Raw genomic sequence first — 20,643 nt, 5'->3', positions numbered from 1 at the left:
GGTCGGCGAAGTGGCTGTCACGCGGATGCACCCTTCACATAGGACTCGTAGCCCTCCTCCTCCAGCTTGTCCGCGAGCTCGGCGCCGCCGGACTCGGCGATCCGGCCGTTCGCGAACACGTGCACGAAGTCGGGCTTGATGTAGCGCAGGATGCGCGTGTAGTGCGTGATCAGCAGGGTGCCGACCTCGCCGGTGTCGCGGACCCGGTTGACGCCCTCGGAGACGATCCGCAGGGCGTCCACGTCGAGGCCGGAGTCGGTCTCGTCGAGGATCGCCACCTTCGGCTTGAGCAGTTCGAGCTGGAGGATCTCGTGGCGCTTCTTCTCGCCGCCGGAGAAGCCCTCGTTGACGTTGCGCTCGGCGAAGGCGGGGTCCATCTGGAGCCGCTCCATGGTCTCCTTGACCTCCTTCACCCAGGTGCGCAGCTTCGGCGCCTCGCCGCGGATGGCGGTGGCCGAGGTGCGCAGGAAGTTGGAGACCGAGACACCGGGCACCTCGACCGGGTACTGCATGGCCAGGAACAGCCCGGCCCTGGCCCGCTCGTCGACGGACATGGCCAGCACGTCCTCGCCGTCGAGGGTGACGGTGCCGCCGGTGACGGTGTACTTGGGGTGACCGGCCAGCGAGTACGCCAGGGTGGACTTGCCGGAGCCGTTGGGGCCCATGATGGCGTGGGTCTCGCCCTGCCGGACGGTCAGGTCGACGCCGCGCAGGATCTCGCGGGGTCCGTTCTCGGCATCGACGGAGACGCGCAGGTCGTTGATTTCAAGGGTGGCCATGGGTGACTCAGGACTCCTGGGTGACGGAGACGAGCACGTCGTCCCCAACGATCTTGACGGGGTACACGGGGACCGGCCGCGTGGCGGGCAGCCCGGACGGCTTGCCGGTGCGCAGGTCGAAGGTGGAGCCGTGCAGCCAGCACTCGATCTGGCAGTCCTCCACCTCGCCCTCGGACAGCGAGACGTTGGCGTGCGAGCAGACGTCGTGGATGGCGAACACCTCGCCGTCGGTGCGCACCACGGACACCGGCACGCCGCCCAGTTCGACCCGGTGCGGCGTGTCCTCCTCCAGCTCGCTCAGCGCGCAGGCCCGGACGAAGCCGGTGGCTTCTGTCATGCGACGGACGCCTCCAGTTCCTCGTCGATCTTCGCCATCAGCCGCTCCTCGACATCGGCCAGGCCGATCTGCTGGACCAGCTCGCCGAAGAAGCCGCGGACCACCAGGCGCCGGGCCTCGTCGGCCCGGATGCCGCGGCTCATCAGGTAGAAGAGCTGCTCGTCCTCGAACCGGCCGGTGGCGGAGGCGTGCCCGGCGCCGACGATCTCGCCGGTCTCGATCTCCAGGTTGGGCACCGAGTCGACCCGGGCGCCGTCGGTCAGGACGAGGTTCCGGTTGAGCTCGTAGGTGTCGGTGCCCTCGGCGGCCGCCCTGATGAGGACGTCGCCGATCCAGACCGCGTGCGCGTCCCTGCCCTGCAGCGCGCCCTTGTACGCCACGTTGGACCGGCAGTGCGGCGTGTCGTGGTCGATGAACAGGCGGTGCTCCTGGTGCTGGCCCTGGTCGGTGAAGTACAGGCCGAACAGCTCGGCCTCGCCGCCGGGACCGTCGTAGACCACCCGCGGGTGCAGCCGGACCAGGTCGCCGCCGAAGGTGACCACCACCGACTTGAACGTGGCGTCCCGGCCCACCAGGGCGGTGTGCTGGGCGACGTGCACGGCGGTGTCGTCCCAGTCCTGGACGGACACCACGGTCAGCTTGGCGCCCTCGCCGACCAGGAACTCGACGTTGGCCGCGAGGGTGGCGTCGCCGGTGTGGTCGATGACGACCACGGCCTCGGCGAAGGCGCCGACCTCGACCACCTGGTGGGCGAAGACCGTGCCGCCCTCGCCGTGCACGCCGATCCGTACCGGCTCGGTGAGCACCGCCTCCTTGGGGACGGTCACCACCGAGGCCTTCTCGAACGCGCTGAACGCCTGGGCGGCCACCCGGTCCACGGGCTTGCCGGCCCGGCCGACCCGGGGGTCGGTGCGGTCGACGGTGTGGGTGGTGACGCCGTCGGGGGCGGTGACCTCGACCCGGACCGAACCGGTGGCCTCGGCGGTGCCGTCGTGCAGACCGCGCAGCCGCTCCAGCGGGGTGAAGCGCCACTCCTCCTCGCGGCCGTGCGGCACGGGGAAGTCCGCCACGTCGTAGGACGGGGCCGCGCTGACCCGGGCGTCGGCCGGCTGGCCCACCACCGGTTCGCGCTCGCCCACCGTGATGGCACCGTCCGTGGTGCTGCCCGCAGGGGTGTACTCAGCCATGGCTTGTCGAACTGCTCGCTTTCTGCCTTATCGGTGCTCGCTCGCCCTTGTCGGTGCTCGCTCGCAAGGGTTGCCGTCGGACGGGGGAAGGCCGGTGGGGGTCAGCCCACCGACCCTTCCATCTGCAGCTCGATCAGCCGGTTCAGCTCCAGCGCGTACTCCATGGGGAGCTCCTTGGCGATCGGCTCGACGAAGCCGCGCACGATCATCGCCATGGCCTCGAACTCGGTCATGCCGCGGCTCATCAGGTAGAAGAGCTGGTCCTCCGAGACCTTCGAGACGGTCGCCTCGTGACCCATCGACACGTCGTCCTCGCGCACGTCCACGTACGGGTACGTGTCGGAGCGGGAGACCGTGTCGACCAGCAGCGCGTCGCACAGCACGTTGGACTTCGAGCCCTGCGCGCCCTCGCCGATCTCGATCAGGCCGCGGTACGAGGTGCGGCCGCCGCCGCGCGCCACCGACTTGGAGACGATGTTGGACGACGTGTTCGGCGCCATGTGGACCATCTTGGCGCCCGCGTCCTGGTGCTGGCCCTCGCCGGCGAACGCGATGGACAGCGTCTCGCCCTTGGCGTGCTCGCCCATCAGGTAGACGGCCGGGTACTTCATCGTGACCTTGGAGCCGATGTTGCCGTCGATCCACTCCATGGTCGCGCCCTCGTACGCCACGGCGCGCTTGGTGACCAGGTTGTAGACGTTGTTCGACCAGTTCTGGATCGTCGTGTAGCGGCAGCGGCCGCCCTTCTTGACGATGATCTCGACCACGGCGGAGTGCAGCGAGTCCGACTTGTAGATCGGCGCGGTGCAGCCCTCGACGTAGTGGACGTAGGCGTCCTCGTCCACGATGATCAGGGTCCGCTCGAACTGGCCCATGTTCTCCGTGTTGATCCGGAAGTACGCCTGCAGCGGGATGTCCACGTGCACGCCCTTGGGGACGTAGATGAACGATCCGCCGGACCACACCGCGGTGTTCAGCGACGCGAACTTGTTGTCGCCGGCCGGGATGACGGTGCCGAAGTACTCCTGGAACAGCTCGGGGTGCTGCTTGAGGGCGGTGTCGGTGTCCAGGAAGATGACGCCCTGGGCCTCCAGGTCCTCGCGGATCTGGTGGTAGACGACCTCGGACTCGTACTGCGCGGCGACACCGGCGACCAGGCGCTGCTTCTCGGCCTCCGGGATGCCCAGCTTGTCGTAGGTGTTCTTGATGTCCTCCGGCAGGTCCTCCCAGCTCTCGGCCTGCTTCTCGGTGGACCGCACGAAGTACTTGATGTTGTCGAAGTCGATGCCGGTCAGGTCGGAGCCCCAGGTCGGCATGGGCTTCTTGGCGAACAGCCGCAGGCCCTTGAGCCGCAGCTTCAGCATCCACTCCGGCTCCGCCTTCTTCGCGGAGATGTCGCGGACGACCTCCTCGGAAAGGCCGCGCCTGGCGGACGCGCCCGCCACGTCGGAGTCGGCCCAGCCGTATTCGTACGTGCCGATGCCTTCGAGCTCCGGGTGAGTGGTCTGCGTGGGAGCAGTCATGCGGGGTTCCTCCCGGACGTGCCGGATGTCGCTGGGCTTTCGCTGGTTTGTGTGGCGTGGCGTGCGCGCGCGGCCTTGGGCGGGGCCTGGACCGGCGGGGCCGGTGCGGGGTCCGCGGTCCGCGCGGACCCGGGGGTACCGGGCTGCGCGGGCGGCTGGTGCGAGCGGGGGACGAAGGTGGTGCACACCCCGTCGCCGTGCGCGATGGTGGCCAGCCGCTGGACGTGGGTGCCCAGCAGCGTGGAGAAGACCTCGGCCTCCGCCTCGCACAGCTGCGGGAACTGCTCGGCGGTGTGGGCCACCGGGCAGTGGTGCTGGCACAGTTGCTCCCCGGCGGGGCCCGGGGCTCCTCCCGCGCGAAGCTGCGGGGGGGCTGCGCTGGCGGTGGCAGCGTACCCGTCCGCGGACAGTGCCCGGGCGAGTGCCCTGGTGCGGTCCTCGGGGGCCGCCGCGTCGACGATCGCGCGGTACCGCTCGGCCTGGGCGGCGACCCGGGCGCGGGCGAACGCGGAGACCGCTGCCTGGCCGTCCGCGCCGCCGCCCGCGGACTGCGCGATCCAGCGCAGGGCGTCGGCGGCGAGCTGGTCGTAGGCCTGGTCGAACGCGTCCCGGCCGCAGTCGGTGAGGGCGAAGACCTTGGCCGGGCGGCCGCGGCCGCGGCTGCCGTACACCCGCTGCTCGCGGGGCTCCACCATGTTCTCGGCGACGAGCGCGTCCAGGTGGCGGCGGACGGCGGCCTGGGTCAGACCGAGCCGTTCGGCCAGGGCGGCGGCCGTCGAGGGTCCGTGGTTCAGGATGGACCGGGCGACCCGGGTGCGGGTGCGCCGCTCCCCGGTCGTCTGCTCCTGAGCCGCCCCCCGAGCGGCACCACCGACCTTTTTCACAACCTCATTGTTGCGTAATTCTCGAAGGCCGGGCAAGCCGCCCCGCCCGGGCCCGTCGTGTACTTCGTCACTTAGGGTCACCTCACCGGCGGGCACGGCCCCTGTCCTGGGCCGTTGCCGCCCGCGCCCGGCGTGCGCCGGCCCGCCCGCGGGCGCGTTCCGCCCTGCCGCCAAAAGCGTGACCGCGGCTCCTTAGACTCGTCCACATGCATGACGAACCGGCGGCGCCCGCGGTCCAGGTGACCGGTCTGGTCAAGAGGTACGGGGCCAAGACCGCGGTGCACGGCCTGGACCTGGCCGTGGCCAGGGGCGGGGTCACCGCGGTGCTCGGCCCCAACGGCGCCGGCAAGACCACCACCATCGAGGTGTGCGAGGGCTACCGCAGGCCCGACGAGGGTTCGGTGCGGGTCCTGGGCCTGGACCCGGTGACGCAGGGCGCGGCGCTGCGCCCGCGGATCGGGGTGATGCTGCAGTCCGGCGGCGTCTACCCGGGAGCGCGCGCCGAGGAGATGCTCCGGCACACCGCGGCCCTGCACGCGCACCCGGTGAGCCCGGACCTGCTCATCGAGCGGCTCGGCCTGGAGTCCTGCGGCCGCACCCCTTACCGCCGGCTGTCCGGCGGCCAGCAGCAGCGCCTCGCGCTCGCCATGGCCGTGGTCGGCCGCCCCGAGCTGGTCTTCCTCGACGAGCCCACCGCGGGCCTCGACCCGCAGGCCCGCCACGCGACCTGGGACCTGGTGCGCGAGCTGCGCGCCGACGGCATGACGGTCGTGCTGACCACGCACTTCATGGACGAGGCCGAGCAGCTCGCCGACCAGGTGGTGATCATCGACGGCGGCCGCACGATCGCGGCGGGCACCCCGGACGAGCTGTGCCGCGGCGGCGCCGAGAACACCCTGCGCTTCTCCGGCCGCCCGGGCCTCGACCTGGCCTCGCTGCTCAACGCGCTGCCCGCCGACAGCCTCGCCGCCGAGCTGACCCCCGGCATGTACCGCATCGAGGGGAAGATCAACCCGCAGCTGCTGGCCACTGTCACCTCCTGGTGCGCCCAGCACGGCGTGATGCCCGACCACCTGGCGGTGGAGCGGCGCACCCTGGAGGACGTCTTCTTGGAGCTGACCGGTAAGGAGCTGCGGGCATGACCACGGGCACGAGTACGGGCGCGGACGCCGCCATGGGCTCCGGCACGCGGGACCCCTACGCCGCCGGCTCCTTCGCCCCCGACCCCGGAGCCGCCCCGCTGCCCCGGATGATCCGCGCGCAGGCCCTGCTGGAGACCAGGATGCTGCTGCGCAACGGCGAGCAGCTCCTGCTCACGGTCGTGATCCCGGCCCTGCTGCTGGTGCTGTTCGGCACGGTGGACATCGTGGACACCGGCAAGGGCTCGTCGGTGGACTTCCTGGCCCCGGGCGTCCTGGCCCTGGCGGTGCTGTCCACCGCGTTCACCGGCCAGGCCATCGCGACCGGCTTCGAGCGGCGCTACGGCGTGCTCAAGCGGCTGGGCGCCTCCCCGCTGCCGCGCTGGGCGCTGATGACCGCCAAGACCTGCTCGGTGCTGGTCACCGAGGCGCTGCAGGTGGCGCTCCTCACGGTGATCGCCTTCGCGCTGGGCTGGTCGCCGCACGGAAACCCGGCGGCCGTGGTGCTGCTGCTCCTGCTGGGTACGGCGGCCTTCTCCGGGCTGGGGCTGCTGATGGCCGGCACGCTGAAGGCCGAGGCGACGCTGGCCGCGGCGAACCTGGTGTTCCTGCTGCTGCTGGTCGGCGGCGGGGTCCTCGTACCGCTCGACAAGTTCTCCGGCGGGGTGCAGGCGGCGCTGAAGCTGCTGCCGATCACGGCGCTGTCCGGCGGGCTGCGGGACGTGCTGCAGCACGGCGCGGGCGTGCCGTGGGGCGACCTCGGGATCCTGGCGGTGTGGGCGGTGGCCGGGCTGGCCGCGGCGGCGCGGTTCTTCCGCTGGGAGTGAGCGCGGGCGGTGAGCGGGGAACGAGCGGGCGGTACGCGGGCCGCGCGCGGCGGCGGGAGCGGCCCCGTACCCCTCGTGAAGGCGTGCACAAGGCGGCGCCTACCATGTGTGCGTGTCCAAGCTGCCCGAAATCGCGCGAAACCCGTTCGCTTTCCTCGCCGCCCGGTGGACGCCGGACGCGGTGACGGTGCGCCGGGCGGCCCTGTCGTCCGTCGTCATGTCGGTGGTCCTCATCGTGACCGGCGGCGCGGTGCGGCTGACCGGGTCGGGGCTCGGCTGCCCGACCTGGCCCACCTGTCAGGGCGACAGCATCATCGGCACCAACGCGTGGGGCGCCCACCACGCGATCGAGCTCGGCAACCGCATGCTGACCTACGTGCTGTGCGCCGCGGTCGGCTGGACGATCCTGGCGGTGCGTGCCCACCGGCCGCTGCGCCGCGGGGTCTACCGGCTGGCGTGGGCGCAGTTCTGGGTCGTGGTCGCCAACGCCGTGTGGGGCGGCGTCACGGTCCTCACCCACCTCAACCCGTACGTGGTCGCCGTCCACTTCCTGCTGTCCGCCGCGCAGATCACGGTGGCGGTGCTCACCTGGCACCGCGCGGGCGAGAGCGACGCGGCCCCGCGCCCGCTGGTCGGCAAGCCGGTGCGCCAGCTCGGGCAGGCGCTGACCGCTGCGAGCGGCGCGCTGCTCGCGGTCGGCACGCTGGTCACCGGCGCCGGGCCGCACCCGGGCGACTCGCGGGACGTGCATCGCATCGGCCTGGACTGGCGGACCGTCGCCCAGTTGCACGCCGACCTGGCGTGGATCGTGATCGCCCTGACCGGCGCCCTGTGGTTCGTCCTGCGCGCGGTGGACGCGCCCGCCGGGCCGCGCGCCCGCACCCGCGACCTGTTCCTGGTGCTGATGTCCCAGGGCGTGATCGGCTACGTCCAGTACGCCACGAAGCTGCCCGTCGGACTGGTCGAGCTGCACATGCTCGGGGCCGCCCTGATCTGGGTGGCCGTGCTGCGTCTCGTGCTGTCCTTCCGGGACCGGTCCGCGGATCCCCGCGAGCCCGCCGGCGGCACCGAGGGGCACGAACAGCTCGACGGCCGGGCCGTGAGCACCGCCGTGAGCACCGCCGTGAGCGCCCAGGGGCGCGGGGAATCGCGCGGCGGACCGCGCGAGCGACCGCAGCGGGCCGGCGGTCCGGACACGACAGCGGCTGCCCCTTCGAGCCGCTGACGACCCGCGCGCCGGGACAGGGGCCGATCTCGCCGGGGGAACCCCCGGGCGGAGCTCCGGGCGTCTCCCCGGGTACTCCCGGGCAGGCCTGCGGACGGTTGCCGCGCCCTTGGGTACTCCCGGCGGGAGACCGCTGCTCAGCGGTTGGCCGGCCCGCCGACCTGGATGCCCGCCATGCGGGACCACTCGTAGGGGCCGGTGCGCACCTTCGCCGCGAGGTCGCCGCCGAAGCCGTCGTGGACGGTGAGGCCCGCCCGCTCGACGGCGCGGCGGGCCGTCGGGTACGCGGGGGCGACCAGGTCTCCCCAGGCGCCGTCCTCGGCGACGAGGACGATGCGCGCGCCGCGCTGCCCGAGGTACTCCACGCTCGCCTCGACGGCGCCGTGCTTCTTCCCGAAGGCACCGATCTGCCGGGCGAGCCGCGCCGTGCGGCGCTCCTCGCGTGCCGCGGCCCTGGGGTTGTCTTCGCGGGTGCTCTCAGCCATACGCCGATACTACTCGCGGGTAATCGGCGAGGGCGGGCCCCCTGCCGGGAAGCAGCCGCCCGCGGGGCAGTGCGGGAACGCGGGACCCAGTGCGGAAACGCGGGGCTCAATGCAGGGACGCGGGGATCGGTGCGGGAACGCGGGCCTCAGTGCAGGAACGGGTCCACCGCGATCGCCACGAACAGCAGCGTCGCGTAGGTGATCGACCAGTGGAAGAGCCGCATCTCCTTCAGCTTCGCCCCGGTGATCCCGGCCCTGGCGCGGGAGTGCAGCGCGTGCGCCTCCTTGAGCCAGAACCCGCCGATGGCGGCGGCGACCACGGGGTAGAACCAGGAGGTCTCGCCCAGCGGCCACCACAGGGTGAGCGAGGTCAGCACCATCACCCAGCTGTAGAGGACGATCTGCCGGGCCACCACCTGGTTGCCGGCGACGACCGGGAGCATCGGCACGCCCACCCGCTCGTAGTCGTCCTTGACCTTCATCGACAGCGGCCAGTAGTGCGGCGGCGTCCAGAAGAACAGGACGAGGAAGAGGACGAAGGGCGCCCACGCGAGCTCGTCGCGGACCGCCGACCAGCCGATGAAGACCTGCAGGCAGCCGGCCACCCCGCCCCACACGATGTTCTGCGCGGTGCGGCGCTTGAGCCACAGCGTGTAGACGAAGACGTAGTAGAGGATGGCGGTCAGCGACAGCGCCGCCGACAGCGGGTTGACCAGCAGCGCGAACCACACGGTGGAGACCACCGAGAGGCTGATGCCGAAGACCAGGCCCTCGCGGGGCGAGACCATGCCGGTGACCAGCGGGCGCTGCTCGGTGCGGTGCATCAGCGCGTCGATGTCGCGGTCGATGTACATGTTCAGCGCGTTCGCGCCGCCCGCCGACAGGTAGCCGCCGACGACGGTGGCAAGGACCAGCCACAGGTCGGGCACGCCGCCCTGGGCCAGGAACATCACCGGGACCGTCGTGATGAGCAGCAGCTCGATGATGCGTGGCTTGGTCAGTTCGACGAACGCCTTGAGCCGGGCGGGCAGCGGCCGCCGGCCGGAGCGGCCGGAGCCGCCCTGCAGCGAGTCCGGCCCGATGGCCCCGGTGACCCCAGCGGGTCGGGATTCGACGGCCGTCACGAACACCCCACGAGAGATGAAGTCCAGCAAGCACCGGCCACCAGCTGTTCCGCGGGGCGCTGCGGCTTGCGCGTACCACGCCACTCTAGAGGCAGCCAAGACCCGGCTTTCGTCCGGGGGTGTCCGCACGCCCTCGCGTGTCCGTCCGCGGGCCGGCGCGCGTCCGTCCCCGCGCCCGCGCGTGATCGTCCCCGTACTCGCGCATGATCGTTCTTGTAAGCGCGCGCGATCACCCAGCGTCCATTAGGTTTAGGAGGATTCCACTTCCTGTCACATCTGTGACCAGCGCCTTTCGGGTGAGCGAACGGCAGACCACCAGGTGAGCACCAGGAAACAGCGGGCAGGGGCGGCGGTAGGCTCGACAGCGTCGGGTAGGCACGACGTCAACCGGCGTTGTGGGCATGTGAAAGACCCGGACATGTGAAAAAACCCGGAGAGGAGCCCTGACCCAGGGTGAGCAAGCAGCCGACCACCTCAGATCTCGAGTGGACCGATCTCGACAAGCGGGCCGTCGACACCGCCCGAGTCCTGGCCATGGACGCAGTGCAGAAGGTCGGCAACGGCCATCCCGGCACCGCCATGAGCCTGGCACCCGCCGCCTACCTTCTGTTCCAGAAGGTCATGCGGCACGACCCCGCGGACCCGGACTGGACCGGCCGGGACCGCTTCGTGCTCTCCGCGGGGCACACCAGTCTCACCCTTTACACCCAGCTCTACTTCTCCGGCTACGGCCTGGAGCTGAGCGACCTGGAGTCCTTCCGCACCTGGGGTTCCAAGACCCCGGGCCACCCGGAGTACGGACACACCGCCGGCGTGGAGACCACCACGGGTCCGCTCGGCCAGGGTGTCGCCAACGCGGTGGGCATGGCGATGGCCGCCCGTTACGAGCGCGGCCTGTTCGACCCGGACGCGGCCCCCGGCACCTCGCCGTTCGACCACACCATCTGGGTCGTCGCCGGTGACGGCTGCCTGCAGGAGGGCATCTCCGCCGAGGCGTCCTCGCTGGCCGGGCACCAGAAGCTGGGCAACCTGGTGCTGCTGTGGGACGACAACCACATCTCCATCGAGGGCGACACCGCGACCGCCGTCTCCGAGGACACCATAAAGCGGTACGAGGCCTACGGCTGGCACGTGCAGCGGGTCGCGCCCCTGGAGAACGGCGACCTGGACCCGCACGCGCTGTACGAGGCGCTGCGGGCGGCGCAGGCCGTCACCGACCGGCCGTCGTTCATCGCCGCCCGCTCGATCATCGCCTGGCCGGCCCCGAACGCGCAGAACACCGAGGCCGCGCACGGCTCGGCGCTCGGAGCGGACGAGGTCGCGGCCACCAAGCGGGTGCTGGGCTTCGACCCCGACAAGCACTTCGACGTCGCCGACGAGGTGATCGCCCACACCCGGGCGGTCGGCGACCGCGGCCGCGACGCGCGGGCCGAGTGGGAGAAGGGTTTCGCCGCGTGGCGCACCGCGAACCCCGAGCGGGCCGCGCTGTTCGACCGGATCGCCGCCGCCGAGCTGCCCGCCGGCTGGGAGGACCACCTGCCGGTCTTCGAGACCGGCAAGTCCGTTGCCACCAGGGCCGCGTCCGGCAAGGTGCTGGAGGCGCTCGGCACGGTGCTCCCCGAACTGTGGGGCGGCTCCGCGGACCTGGCCGGCTCCAACAACACCACCTTCGACAAGACCTCCTCGTTCCTGCCCGAGGGCAACCCGCTGCCGGGCGCGCATCCGTACGGCCGCACCGTTCACTTCGGCATCCGCGAGCACTCCATGGCCGCCGAGCTCAACGGCATCACCCTGCACGGCAACACCCGTGCGTACGGCGGCACCTTCCTGGTCTTCTCCGACTACATGCGCAACGCGGTGCGGCTGTCCGCGCTGATGCACCTGCCGGTGACGTACGTGTGGACGCACGACTCGATCGGCCTGGGCGAGGACGGTCCGACCCACCAGCCGGTGGAGCACCTGGCGAGCCTGCGCGCGATCCCGGGCCTGAACGTGGTCCGCCCGGCGGACGCCAACGAGACCGTCATCGCCTGGCGGGAGATCCAGCGCCGCTGGACGAAGGAGTTCGGCAAGGGCGCCCCGCACGGCCTGGCGCTGACCCGGCAGGGCGTGCCGACGTACGAGCGCAACGAGGACGCGGCGCGCGGCGGTTACGTGCTGTTCGAGGCCGAGGGCGGCCCGGCGCAGGTGATCCTCATCGCCACCGGCTCCGAGGTGCAGGTCGCGGTCGGCGCGCGCGAGCGGCTGCAGGCCGAGGGCGTCCCCACCCGGGTGGTGTCGATGCCGTCGGTGGAGTGGTTCGACGAGCAGGACCCGGAGTACCGCGAGAGCGTGCTGCCCTCGTCGGTGAAGGCGCGGGTCGCGATCGAGGCGGGCATCGGGCTGACCTGGCACCGCTTCGTCGGAGACGCCGGACGCATCGTCAGCCTGGAGCACTTCGGTGCCTCGGCCGACGCCAAGGTGCTGTTCCGCGAGTTCGGATTCACCCCGGAAGCGGTCGCGGCGGCCGCCCGGGAATCTCTTGACGCCGTTGGTCGCTGACGCAGGTAACGACAAGTAGGAGATGCATCCCATGACAGACGCACTCAAGCGCCTCTCCGACGAAGGCGTCGCGATCTGGCTGGACGACCTGTCGCGCAAGCGCATCACGTCCGGCAACCTGGCCGAACTCATCGACCAGCAGCACGTGGTGGGAGTCACCACCAACCCCTCGATCTTCCAGAAGGCCATCTCCCAGGGCAGCGGCTACGACGGCCAGTTGCAGGACCTGGCCGCCCGCCGGCTGACGGTCGACGAGGCCGTGCGGATGATCACCACCGCCGACGTCCGTGACGCCGCCGACATCATGCGCCCGGTCTACGACGCCAGCGGCCACCAGGACGGCCGGGTCTCCATCGAGGTGGACCCGCGCCTGGCGCACGACACCAAGGCCACGATCGCCGAGGCCAAGCAGCTCGCCTGGCTGGTGGACCGGCCCAACACCCTGATCAAGATCCCGGCCACCCTGGCGGGCCTGCCCGCGATCGCCGACGTCACCAGCCGCGGCATCAGCGTCAACGTCACGCTGATCTTCTCGCTGGAGCGGTACCGGGCGGTGATGGACGCCTACCTGACCGGTCTGGAGAAGGCCAAGGCGGCGGGCCTGGACCTGTCCGAGATTCACTCGGTGGCGTCGTTCTTCGTGTCCCGGGTGGACACCGAGGTCGACAAGCGCCTGGCGAAGATCGGCACCGACGAGGCGAAGGCGCTGCGCGGCAAGGCGGCGGTCGCCAACGCCCGTCTGGCCTACCAGGCGTACGAGGAGGTGTTCTCCTCCGACCGGTGGGCGGCCCTGGAGAAGGCCGGCGCGAACAAGCAGCGCCCGCTGTGGGCTTCGACCGGCGTGAAGGACCCGGCCTACCCCGACACGCTGTACGTGACCGAGCTGGTCGCGCCGAACACGGTGAACACGATGCCGGAGGCCACGCTGGACGCGGTCGCCGACCACGGGCAGATCACCGGCGACGCCGTGCGCGGCACGTACGAGCAGGCCCGGGCCGACCTGGACGCCCTGGAGGCGCTCGGCATCTCGTACGACGACGTCGTGCAGGTGCTGGAGGACGAGGGCGTGGAGAAGTTCGAGACCTCCTGGAAGGAGCTCTTGGACTCCACCAAGGCGGAGCTCGAACGGCTCGCCCCCTCGGAGGCATGAGGTGAGCACGGATATCCCCACCCCCGCAGAGGCGGCCGCGCGGTCGGCCAATCCGCTGCGCGACCCGCTGGACCGCCGGCTGCCGCGCATCGCCGGCCCGTCCGGTCTGGTCATCTTCGGCGTGACGGGCGACCTGTCCCGCAAGAAGCTGATGCCGGCGGTGTACGACCTGGCCAACCGCGGCCTGCTGCCGCCGGGCTTCGCGCTGGTCGGTTTCGCCCGCCGGGACTGGGCCGACGAGGACTTCGCCCAGGTCGTGCACGACTCCGTCAAGGAGCACGCGCGCACCCCCTTCCGCGAGGAGGTGTGGCAGCAGCTCGCCGAGGGGATGCGCTTCGTGCCGGGCGAGTTCGACGACGACAAGGCGTTCGAGACGCTGAAGTCGACCATCGAGAGCCTGGACAAGGCGCGCGGGACGGGCGGAAACTTCGCCTTCTACCTGTCGGTGCCGCCGAAGTTCTTCCCCGACGTGGTGCAGCAGCTCAAGAAGCACGGCCTGTCGCAGCCGACCGGGGACTCGTGGCGGCGTGCCGTCATCGAGAAGCCGTTCGGCCACGACCTGGCCAGCGCCCAGCAGTTGAACCGGATCGTGCACGAGGTGTTCCCGCCCGAGCAGGTCTTCCGGATCGACCACTACCTGGGCAAGGAGACCGTCCAGAACATCCTGGCGCTGCGGTTCGCCAACACCATGTACGAGCCGATCTGGAACCGGTCGTACGTCGACCACGTCCAGATCACCATGGCCGAGGACATCGGCATCGGCGGCCGCGCCGGGTACTACGACGGGATCGGCGCCGCCCGCGACGTCATCCAGAACCACCTGCTGCAGCTCCTCGCGCTGACCGCCATGGAGGAGCCCGGCTCCTTCCACCCCAAGGCGCTCACCGCCGAGAAGCTGAAGGTGCTCGGCGCGGTCGTGCTGCCGGAGGACCTGGGCAAGCACACCGTGCGCGGGCAGTACGCGCACGCCTGGCAGGGCGGCGAGGAGGTGCCCGGCTACCTGGAGGAGGAGGGGATCGACCCCAAGTCCAGGACCGACACCTACGCGGCGGTGAAGCTGGAGATCAACAACCGGCGCTGGGCCGGTGTCCCGTTCTACCTGCGCACCGGCAAGCGGCTGGGCCGCCGGGTCACCGAGATCGCGGTGGTCTTCAAGCCGGCCCCGTACCTGCCGTTCGAGTCCGGCGCCACGGAGGAGCTGGGGCAGAACGCGCTGGTCATCCGGGTGCAGCCGGACGAGGGCGTCACCGTGCGGTTCGGCTCCAAGGTCCCGGGCACCTCCACGGAGGTGCGGGACGTGACGATGGACTTCGCGTACGGCGAGTCCTTCACCGAGTCCAGCCCGGAGGCGTACGAGCGGCTCATCCTGGACGTGCTGCTCGGCGACGCCAACCTCTTCCCGCGCCACCAGGAGGTCGAGCTGTCCTGGAACATCCTCGACCCCATCGAGGAGTACTGGGACAAGCACGGCAAGCCCGCGCAGTACGCGGCCGGCACCTGGGGTCCGGCCGAGGCGGACGAGATGCTCGCACGAGACGGCAGGAGCTGGCGCCGGCCATGAAGATCGACCTGACGGACACCACGTCCTCGAAGATCAACACCGGGCTGATCCAGGCCCGGCGGGCGATCGGCACGCCGGCCGTCGGCATGGTGCTGACCCTGGTCATCGTCACCGACGAGGGCAGTGCGTACGACGCGCTCAAGGCGGCGACCGAGGCGTCCAAGGAGCACCCGTCGCGGATCCTGGTCGTCATCAAGCGGCCCGGCCGCTCGCCGCGCGACCGGGCACTGGCCCGGCTCGACGCGGAGGTGCTGGTCGGATCCGAGGCGGGCACCGGCGAGACGGTGGTGCTGCGGCTGCACGGCGAGCTGGCGAACCACGCCGAGTCCGTGGTGCTGCCGCTGCTGCTGCCGGACGCCCCCGTGGTCGTCTGGTGGCCGGAGGACGGCCCGGAGAACCCGGCGGCCGACCCGCTGGGCCGGCTCGGCCAGCGACGGATCACCGACGCGGCCGCGGCCGAGGACCCGGTGGCGACGCTCGGCCAGCGGGCCGAGACGTACAGTCCCGGCGACACGGATCTGGCCTGGACCCGGATCACCGGCTGGCGTTCGATGCTGGCGGCGGCCCTGGACCAGAAGCACAGCGCCATCTCCGCGGCCGTCGTGGAGGGCGAGGCCTACAACCCGAGTACGGAGCTGCTGGCGCTGTGGCTGGCGGACCGGCTCGGGGTGCCGGTGGAGCGGAAGGTCTCCACCGGGCCCGGCATCACGGCGGCGCGGCTGGTCACCGAGGACGGCGTGATCTGCCTGGACCGGCCGGACGGGTCGCTCGCGGAGCTCGCGATGCCCGGTCAGCCGGACCGGCACGTGGCGCTGAAGCGGCGGGAGACCTCCGAGCTGATCGCGGAGGAGCTGCGGCGGCTGGACCCGGACGACGTCTACCGGTCGACCGTGCGGTTCGGGATCAGCCACCTGGTCGGCCACTCGGGGGCGGACGAGTCGGTGGAGCCGGCGCGGGCCGCCAAGAAGGCGACGCCGTCGGGCGGCCCGGATTCGGCCGGCACGTCCTCCTCGGACGGGGCGGCCGCTGACGGGGCCGCGTCGGAGGGGTCAGCGGCGGACGGCTCGGCGCCGGCGAAGAAGGCGGCCGGGGCCAGGAAGGCGGCCCCCGGGAAGGCGACGTCCCGGTGAGCACGCCCCAGGTGGTCGTCCACCGGGACAAGGAGCTGATGGCGCGCGCCGCGGCGGCCAGGCTGATCACGAAGGTCGTGGACGCCCAGGCCGCCCGGGGCGCCGCCTCGGTCGTCCTCACCGGCGGGCGCAACGGCAACGCGCTGCTGGCCGCGCTCGCCGAGTCCCCCGCGCGCGACGCGGTGGACTGGGCGCGGCTGGACCTGTGGTGGGGCGACGAGAGGTTCCTGCCCGAGGGCGATCCGGAGCGCAACGTCACGCAGGCCCGCGCGGCCCTGCTCGACGCCGTTCCCGTCGACCCCGCCCGTGTCCACGCCATGCCGCCCGCCGCGGGCGCGTACGGCGCGGACGCGGACGCGGCGGCCGCCGGCTACGCCGCCGAGCTGGCCGCGGCGGCGGGCCCGGAGGACCACGGCGGCGTGCCGTCCTTCGACGTCCTCCTCCTGGGCGTCGGCCCGGACACGCACGTCGCCTCGCTCTTCCCCGAGCACCCGGGGGTCCGGGAGACCGCCCGTACGGTCGTCGGCGTCCACGGCGCCCCGAAGCCGCCGCCGACGCGTGTCTCGCTGACCCTCCCGGCCATCCGCGCCGCCCGCGAGGTGTGGCTGCTCGCGGCCGGGGAGGACAAGGCGGCAGCGGTCGCGCTCGCCCTCAGCGCGCCCGGTGAGATCCAGGCGCCCGCCTCGGGCGCCTACGGGCGGGCCCGCACCCTGTGGCTGCTGGACCGGGCCGCGGCGGCGAAACTGCCGCCCCAGCTCTACCCGCCCGCGTCGTCGTAGCGGCGGCCGGCAGCTCGCCCGGAATACCCGGGGGCGCGGGGAACCGCGCGCTCGGCCACGAACCGGCCGGTGGTCCGGGCACGTCGGCACCACCCCTTCGGGACGGTGCCGACGTGCTGCCGGGCGGCGGGCCGGCCGCGCGGTTCCCCGCGCCCCTTCCGCCGGCCCTCCCCGTGCTCAGCGCCCGCGCAGCTCTCGGTACTTGGCGACCAGCGCCCGCGTCGACGCGTCGAGGCCGGGCACGTCGGCGCCCTCGGTCAGGGCCGGCTCGACCCGCTTGGCCAGGACCTTGCCGAGTTCGACGCCCCACTGGTCGAAGGAGTCGATGTTCCACACCGCGCCCTGGACGAACACCTTGTGCTCGTACAGGGCGATGAGCTGGCCGAGGACGGACGGGGTCAGCTCGGTGGCGAGGATCGTGGTGGTGGGGTGGTTGCCGCGGAAGGTCTTGTGCGGCACGAGTTCCTCGGGCACGCCCTCCGCGCGGACCTCCTCGGGCGTCTTGCCGAAGGCCAGCGCCTGGGTCTGGGCGAAGAAGTTGGCCATGAGCAGGTCGTGCTGCCCGGCGAACGGCCCGAGCTCGGCGACCGGGCGGGCGAAGCCGATGAAGTCCGCGGGGATCAGCTTGGTGCCCTGGTGGATGAGCTGGTAGTAGGCGTGCTGCCCGTTCGTCCCCGGCGTGCCCCAGACGACCGGCCCGGTCTGCCAGGCCACGGGCCGCCCCTGACGGTCCACGGACTTGCCGTTGGACTCCATGTCGAGCTGCTGCAGGTAGGCGGTGAACCTGCTGAGGTAGTGGCTGTACGGGAGCACCGCGTGCGACTGCGCGTCGTGGAAGTTGCCGTACCAGATCCCGAGCAGGCCCATCAGCAGCGGCGCGTTCCGCTCCGGCGGCGCGGTCCTGAAGTGCTCGTCGACCAGGTGGAAGCCGGCGAGCATCTCCCGGAACCGGTCCGGCCCGATCGCCAGCATCAGCGACAGCCCGATCGCCGAGTCGTACGAGTAGCGCCCGCCGACCCAGTCCCAGAACTCGAACATGTTCTGGGTGTCGATGCCGAACTCGGCGACCTTCTCGGCGTTGGTGGACAGCGCCACGAAGTGCTTGGCCACCGCGTCCTCGCCGGCGCCGAGCCCGCCGAGCAGCCACTGCCGGGCCGAGGTGGCGTTGGTGATGGTCTCGATGGTGGTGAAGGTCTTGGAGGCGATGACGAACAGCGTCTCGGCCGGGTCCAGGTCGCGTACCGCCTCGTGCAGGTCCGCGCCGTCCACGTTGGACACGAAACGCACCGTCAGACCGCGGTCGCCGTACGCGCGCAGCACCTCGTACGCCATGGCCGGGCCCAGGTCGGAGCCGCCGATGCCGACGTTGACGATGTTCCTGATCCGCTTGCCGGTGTGGCCGGTCCACTCGCCGCCGCGGACCCGGTCGGCGAACTGGGTCATCTTGTACAGCACCGAGTGCACGGCAGGTACGACGTTCTGCCCGTCGACCTCGACCGTGGACGACTGCGGGGCGCGCAGCGCCGTGTGCAGCACCGCGCGGTTCTCGGTGACGTTGATCCGCTCACCGCGGAACATCGCGTCACGCAGTTCGAACACTCCGGTGGCGGCGGCCAGTTCGCGCAGCAGCCCCAGTGTTTCGTCGGTCACGAGATGCTTGGACCAGTCCAGGTGGAGGTCGCCGACCTGGAGGGTGTAGCGGTTCGCCCGCTCGGGATCGCGGTCGAACAGGTCCCGCAGGTGGGTGTCGGCCAGCTCCTGGCGGTGCTTGGCCAGCGCCTGCCATTCGGGACGCCGGTCGAGCCTGACGGGGGCCTGCGCATTGGTTTCGGACATCTGTCCACTTCTCCTCGTCCTCGCTGCGACACCAAACTAATTGATGAGGCACCGGTTCGAGATCCGCGACCCCCCGCGGATGCCGCGGGTCGGACGCCGGACGCCGCGGTCAGAAGCCGCCGCGGTGGATCCGGCCGGCGTACCGCTCCTCCAGCACGACGTTGCGCTCGTGGCCGCCGGGCAGGTTCGCGGAGACGTAGACGGGCGCCTGCGCGCCCTCGGCGGTCAGCAGGCCGACGGCCTCGGCCACCACCATCTGGACCAGCAGGGCGGAGGTGATGGTGGACACCCCGCACAGGGCGCCCCCGCCGGGCAGCGGGAGCAGCGCGTCGCCGGCCGGGGCGCAGTTGTCCAGGACGGCGTCGGCGATGTCGGCCAGCCGCTTGCCGCTGGCGTGCAGCGGGGGCACGGCCCGGGTGTGGGTGAGCGAGGTGAGCGCGACCAGCTTGTGCCCTGCCTCCTTGACGTGCAGGGCCATGTCCACGACGGAGTTGTTGACCCCGGAGTTGGAGACGATGACGAACAGGTCCTGCGGGTGCGGTCCGGCCAGGTCGTACAGCCGCCGGGCCAGGCTCGGGGAGCGTTCGAGGAGCGGGTCGCGGAGCACCGCGGTGTCCTCGCCGCCGCGCAGCACCAGATCGGACAGCCCGATCCGGTTGGTGGGGATCAGCCCGCCCGCCCGCCCGACGATCTCCAGGACCGTCGCCTGCGAGTGGCCGGTGCCGAAGCCCTGGATCACGCCGTCCGCGGCCACGCAGTCGGCGAACAGGCGGCCGGCCGCCGCGACGGAGTCCTTGTTCGCCGCGACGGCCCGCTCGATCGCCGCCCGGCCCTCCTCGGCGAACCTCGCGGCGTTGATCTGTCCCTCTGCGGCCATGGCCGAGCCCCTTCGCGGAAGTGCGATTCCCGGTTTCCTGGTTGAACCAACCGGATGTGCGACGGCTCGATGAAACAATGAACCAGGCATGGCGTCAAGGGCGGTCACGGCGGGGCGGACCGGCCCCGGCGGGGGGACGGCCGGCAGCGGCGGCGCGCGGCGGACCGGTCAGAGAAGGGTGCGGGCCAGCGCCACCGCGCCCGCGGTGCCGTCGGCAACCGGGAACACCCGCAGTCCGAGGCCGTCCAGGCGGGCGGTCACCCGGGACAGCAGCGGCCCGTCGGGGCCGAGCAGTCCCCCGGCCATGGCGAGCGGCTCCCCCGCCCGCGGACGCAGCGCCCGTACCGTCCCGGCCAGCAGGTCGGCCGCCCGGTCCAGCAGCCGCAGGGCCACCGCGTCGCCCTCGTCGGCCGCCTCGACGGCGGCCCGGCTGAGCAGGGCCAGCCGGGGCGCGGGCCGCCCGTAGGCGCGGGCCACGATCGCCTCGCCGAGCGCGTCACGGGCCTCGAACGGTGCAGAGGGGCCGGGAAGCGGGTACGGGGGGCGCCCGGCGGCGGGCGGGAAGTAGTGCGCGGCCACCTTCGCCACCAGCAGGGTCCAGGGGCCGCGGCCGTCGAGCGCTTCGAGGGCGGCGCGCACGGCGTGGGCGCCCAGCCAGTAGCCGCTGCCCTCGTCGCCGAGCAGCCAGCCGTGGCCGTCCACGACGGCGGTGCGGCGGCGGTCGGTGAGCCGCGAGGCGATGGCGCCGGTGCCCGCGATCAGGACCAGCCCGTCGGCGGGCGCGCCCGTCGCCGAGGCCAGGGCGACGTCGGTGTCGCCGCCGACGTCCACCGCGGCCCCGGTGACGCCGTTGGCGGCCAGCGCGTCCTTCAGGCAGGCCAGGGCGAGGCCGCGGCCGCGCTCGGTCCCGAGGCCGTCGGCCGCCCCGGCGAACCCGCCGAACACCGCCCGCACCCTGTGGCGCTCGGCGGCCGGCACGGCCTCGGCGATGGCGGCCGCCAGGTGCCGGGTCAGGTCGGCGCGGGCGACGCTGAGCGCGTTGCCGGGGCCGCCGGTGCCGCGCCCCAGCACTGTGCCGTCCGGGGCGGCCAGGCAGGCCCGGCTGCGGGTGCCGCCCGCGTCGACCCCGACGACCAGGGGCCGGTTGTGGATTTCATTCATCGACAGGCATGGTGATTGATAGATTCACCCGGCACAAGCCCGGGTCCGCGCCGGCCGCCGGCCGCGACCGCCCGGCGCCGGCCGCGGCGCCCGCCCTG

At 72.3% G+C, this 20,643-nt stretch carries 18 protein-coding genes; 8 read left to right on the top strand and 10 right to left on the bottom strand.

Annotated features, from left to right (window positions below; all coding sequences use genetic code 11):
• Window positions 1-17 precede the first annotated feature (17 nt).
• From sufC to K7G61_RS21130, 5 genes are all read right to left on the bottom strand, one after another.
• On the bottom strand, window positions 18-779 hold the full coding sequence (sufC, locus tag K7G61_RS21150) for a Fe-S cluster assembly ATPase SufC (protein WP_225848490.1): 762 nt from the start codon (window positions 777-779) through the stop codon (window positions 18-20).
• 7 nt (window positions 780-786) lie between these two features.
• Window positions 787-1,116 carry a non-heme iron oxygenase ferredoxin subunit gene (locus K7G61_RS21145; protein ID WP_225848489.1) on the bottom strand — a complete coding sequence of 110 codons (330 nt, stop codon included), beginning with the start codon at window positions 1,114-1,116 and terminating at the stop codon, window positions 787-789.
• On the bottom strand, window positions 1,113-2,303 hold the full coding sequence (gene sufD, locus K7G61_RS21140; protein ID WP_225848488.1) for a Fe-S cluster assembly protein SufD: 1,191 nt from the start codon (window positions 2,301-2,303) through the stop codon (window positions 1,113-1,115). Before sufD ends, K7G61_RS21145 begins: the two co-directional genes overlap by 4 nt.
• 101 nt (window positions 2,304-2,404) lie before the next feature.
• On the bottom strand, window positions 2,405-3,826 hold the full coding sequence (gene sufB, locus K7G61_RS21135) for a Fe-S cluster assembly protein SufB (RefSeq protein WP_225848487.1): 1,422 nt from the start codon (window positions 3,824-3,826) through the stop codon (window positions 2,405-2,407).
• Window positions 3,823-4,710, bottom strand: a complete 888-nt coding sequence (locus K7G61_RS21130; RefSeq protein ID WP_225848486.1) for a metalloregulator ArsR/SmtB family transcription factor — start codon at window positions 4,708-4,710, stop codon at window positions 3,823-3,825. The genes sufB and K7G61_RS21130 overlap by 4 nt, the downstream gene beginning before the upstream one ends.
• Window positions 4,711-4,916: 206 nt before the next feature.
• Here K7G61_RS21130 and K7G61_RS21125 point away from each other — a divergent pair, with 206 nt between their 5' ends.
• The 3 genes from K7G61_RS21125 to K7G61_RS21115 all read left to right on the top strand — a co-directional run bounded on the left by K7G61_RS21125 (window position 4,917) and on the right by K7G61_RS21115 (window position 7,901).
• Window positions 4,917-5,852: an ABC transporter ATP-binding protein gene (locus K7G61_RS21125; protein WP_225848485.1), complete on the top strand. Its 936-nt coding sequence runs from the start codon at window positions 4,917-4,919 to the stop codon at window positions 5,850-5,852.
• The gene (locus K7G61_RS21120; protein ID WP_374204195.1) at window positions 5,849-6,676 is read left to right on the top strand and encodes an ABC transporter permease; all 828 of its coding nucleotides are present in this window, start codon (window positions 5,849-5,851) and stop codon (window positions 6,674-6,676) included. Before K7G61_RS21125 ends, K7G61_RS21120 begins: the two co-directional genes overlap by 4 nt.
• A gap of 112 nt (window positions 6,677-6,788) precedes the next feature.
• Window positions 6,789-7,901 carry a heme A synthase gene (locus tag K7G61_RS21115; RefSeq protein WP_225848484.1) on the top strand — a complete coding sequence of 371 codons (1,113 nt, stop codon included), beginning with the start codon at window positions 6,789-6,791 and terminating at the stop codon, window positions 7,899-7,901.
• Window positions 7,902-8,038: 137 nt separating this feature from the next.
• On the opposite strand, the gene K7G61_RS21110 is transcribed toward K7G61_RS21115, so the two are convergent.
• Window positions 8,039-8,386, bottom strand: coding sequence for a hypothetical protein (locus K7G61_RS21110; RefSeq protein ID WP_225848483.1), 348 nt, complete (start codon window positions 8,384-8,386; stop codon window positions 8,039-8,041).
• Window positions 8,387-8,532: 146 nt separating this feature from the next.
• Window positions 8,533-9,510 carry a heme o synthase gene (locus K7G61_RS21105; protein ID WP_374204194.1) on the bottom strand — a complete coding sequence of 326 codons (978 nt, stop codon included), beginning with the start codon at window positions 9,508-9,510 and terminating at the stop codon, window positions 8,533-8,535.
• Between the two features lie 453 nt (window positions 9,511-9,963).
• Between K7G61_RS21105 and tkt the strand changes: the two genes are divergently transcribed.
• The 5 genes from tkt to pgl are packed head-to-tail and all read left to right on the top strand — an operon-like array spanning window position 9,964 to window position 16,671.
• Window positions 9,964-12,051 (top strand): transketolase, encoded by a 2,088-nt coding sequence (gene tkt, locus K7G61_RS21100; protein ID WP_225848482.1) that lies wholly within the window; start codon window positions 9,964-9,966, stop codon window positions 12,049-12,051.
• A gap of 31 nt (window positions 12,052-12,082) precedes the next feature.
• On the top strand, window positions 12,083-13,201 hold the full coding sequence (tal, locus tag K7G61_RS21095) for a transaldolase (protein ID WP_225848481.1): 1,119 nt from the start codon (window positions 12,083-12,085) through the stop codon (window positions 13,199-13,201).
• Between the two features lies 1 nt (window position 13,202).
• On the top strand, window positions 13,203-14,762 hold the full coding sequence (gene zwf / locus K7G61_RS21090; protein WP_225848480.1) for a glucose-6-phosphate dehydrogenase: 1,560 nt from the start codon (window positions 13,203-13,205) through the stop codon (window positions 14,760-14,762).
• A complete protein-coding gene (gene opcA / locus K7G61_RS21085) occupies window positions 14,759-15,892 on the top strand; it encodes a glucose-6-phosphate dehydrogenase assembly protein OpcA (RefSeq protein WP_225848479.1) in 1,134 nt (377 codons plus the stop codon). Before zwf ends, opcA begins: the two co-directional genes overlap by 4 nt.
• A complete protein-coding gene (gene pgl / locus K7G61_RS21080; RefSeq protein ID WP_225848478.1) occupies window positions 15,889-16,671 on the top strand; it encodes a 6-phosphogluconolactonase in 783 nt (260 codons plus the stop codon). Before opcA ends, pgl begins: the two co-directional genes overlap by 4 nt.
• Before the next feature lie 177 nt (window positions 16,672-16,848).
• Here the strand turns inward: pgl and pgi are convergent, their stop codons facing one another.
• The 3 genes from pgi to K7G61_RS21065 form a co-directional block, all read right to left on the bottom strand.
• Window positions 16,849-18,507, bottom strand: a complete 1,659-nt coding sequence (pgi, locus tag K7G61_RS21075; RefSeq protein WP_225848477.1) for a glucose-6-phosphate isomerase — start codon at window positions 18,505-18,507, stop codon at window positions 16,849-16,851.
• Window positions 18,508-18,616: 109 nt separating this feature from the next.
• On the bottom strand, window positions 18,617-19,384 hold the full coding sequence (locus K7G61_RS21070; RefSeq protein WP_225848476.1) for a sugar isomerase domain-containing protein: 768 nt from the start codon (window positions 19,382-19,384) through the stop codon (window positions 18,617-18,619).
• A gap of 168 nt (window positions 19,385-19,552) precedes the next feature.
• Window positions 19,553-20,545: an N-acetylglucosamine kinase gene (locus K7G61_RS21065; RefSeq protein ID WP_225848475.1), complete on the bottom strand. Its 993-nt coding sequence runs from the start codon at window positions 20,543-20,545 to the stop codon at window positions 19,553-19,555.
• Window positions 20,546-20,643 lie beyond the last annotated feature (98 nt).

The sequence above is a fragment of the Streptomyces sp. HPF1205 genome (genome assembly GCF_020400825.1).
Lineage (GTDB): Bacteria > Actinomycetota > Actinomycetes > Streptomycetales > Streptomycetaceae > Actinacidiphila.
The sequence above is the reverse complement of the archived record's forward strand: the minus strand, read 5'-3'. Positions and strand labels throughout refer to the sequence as shown.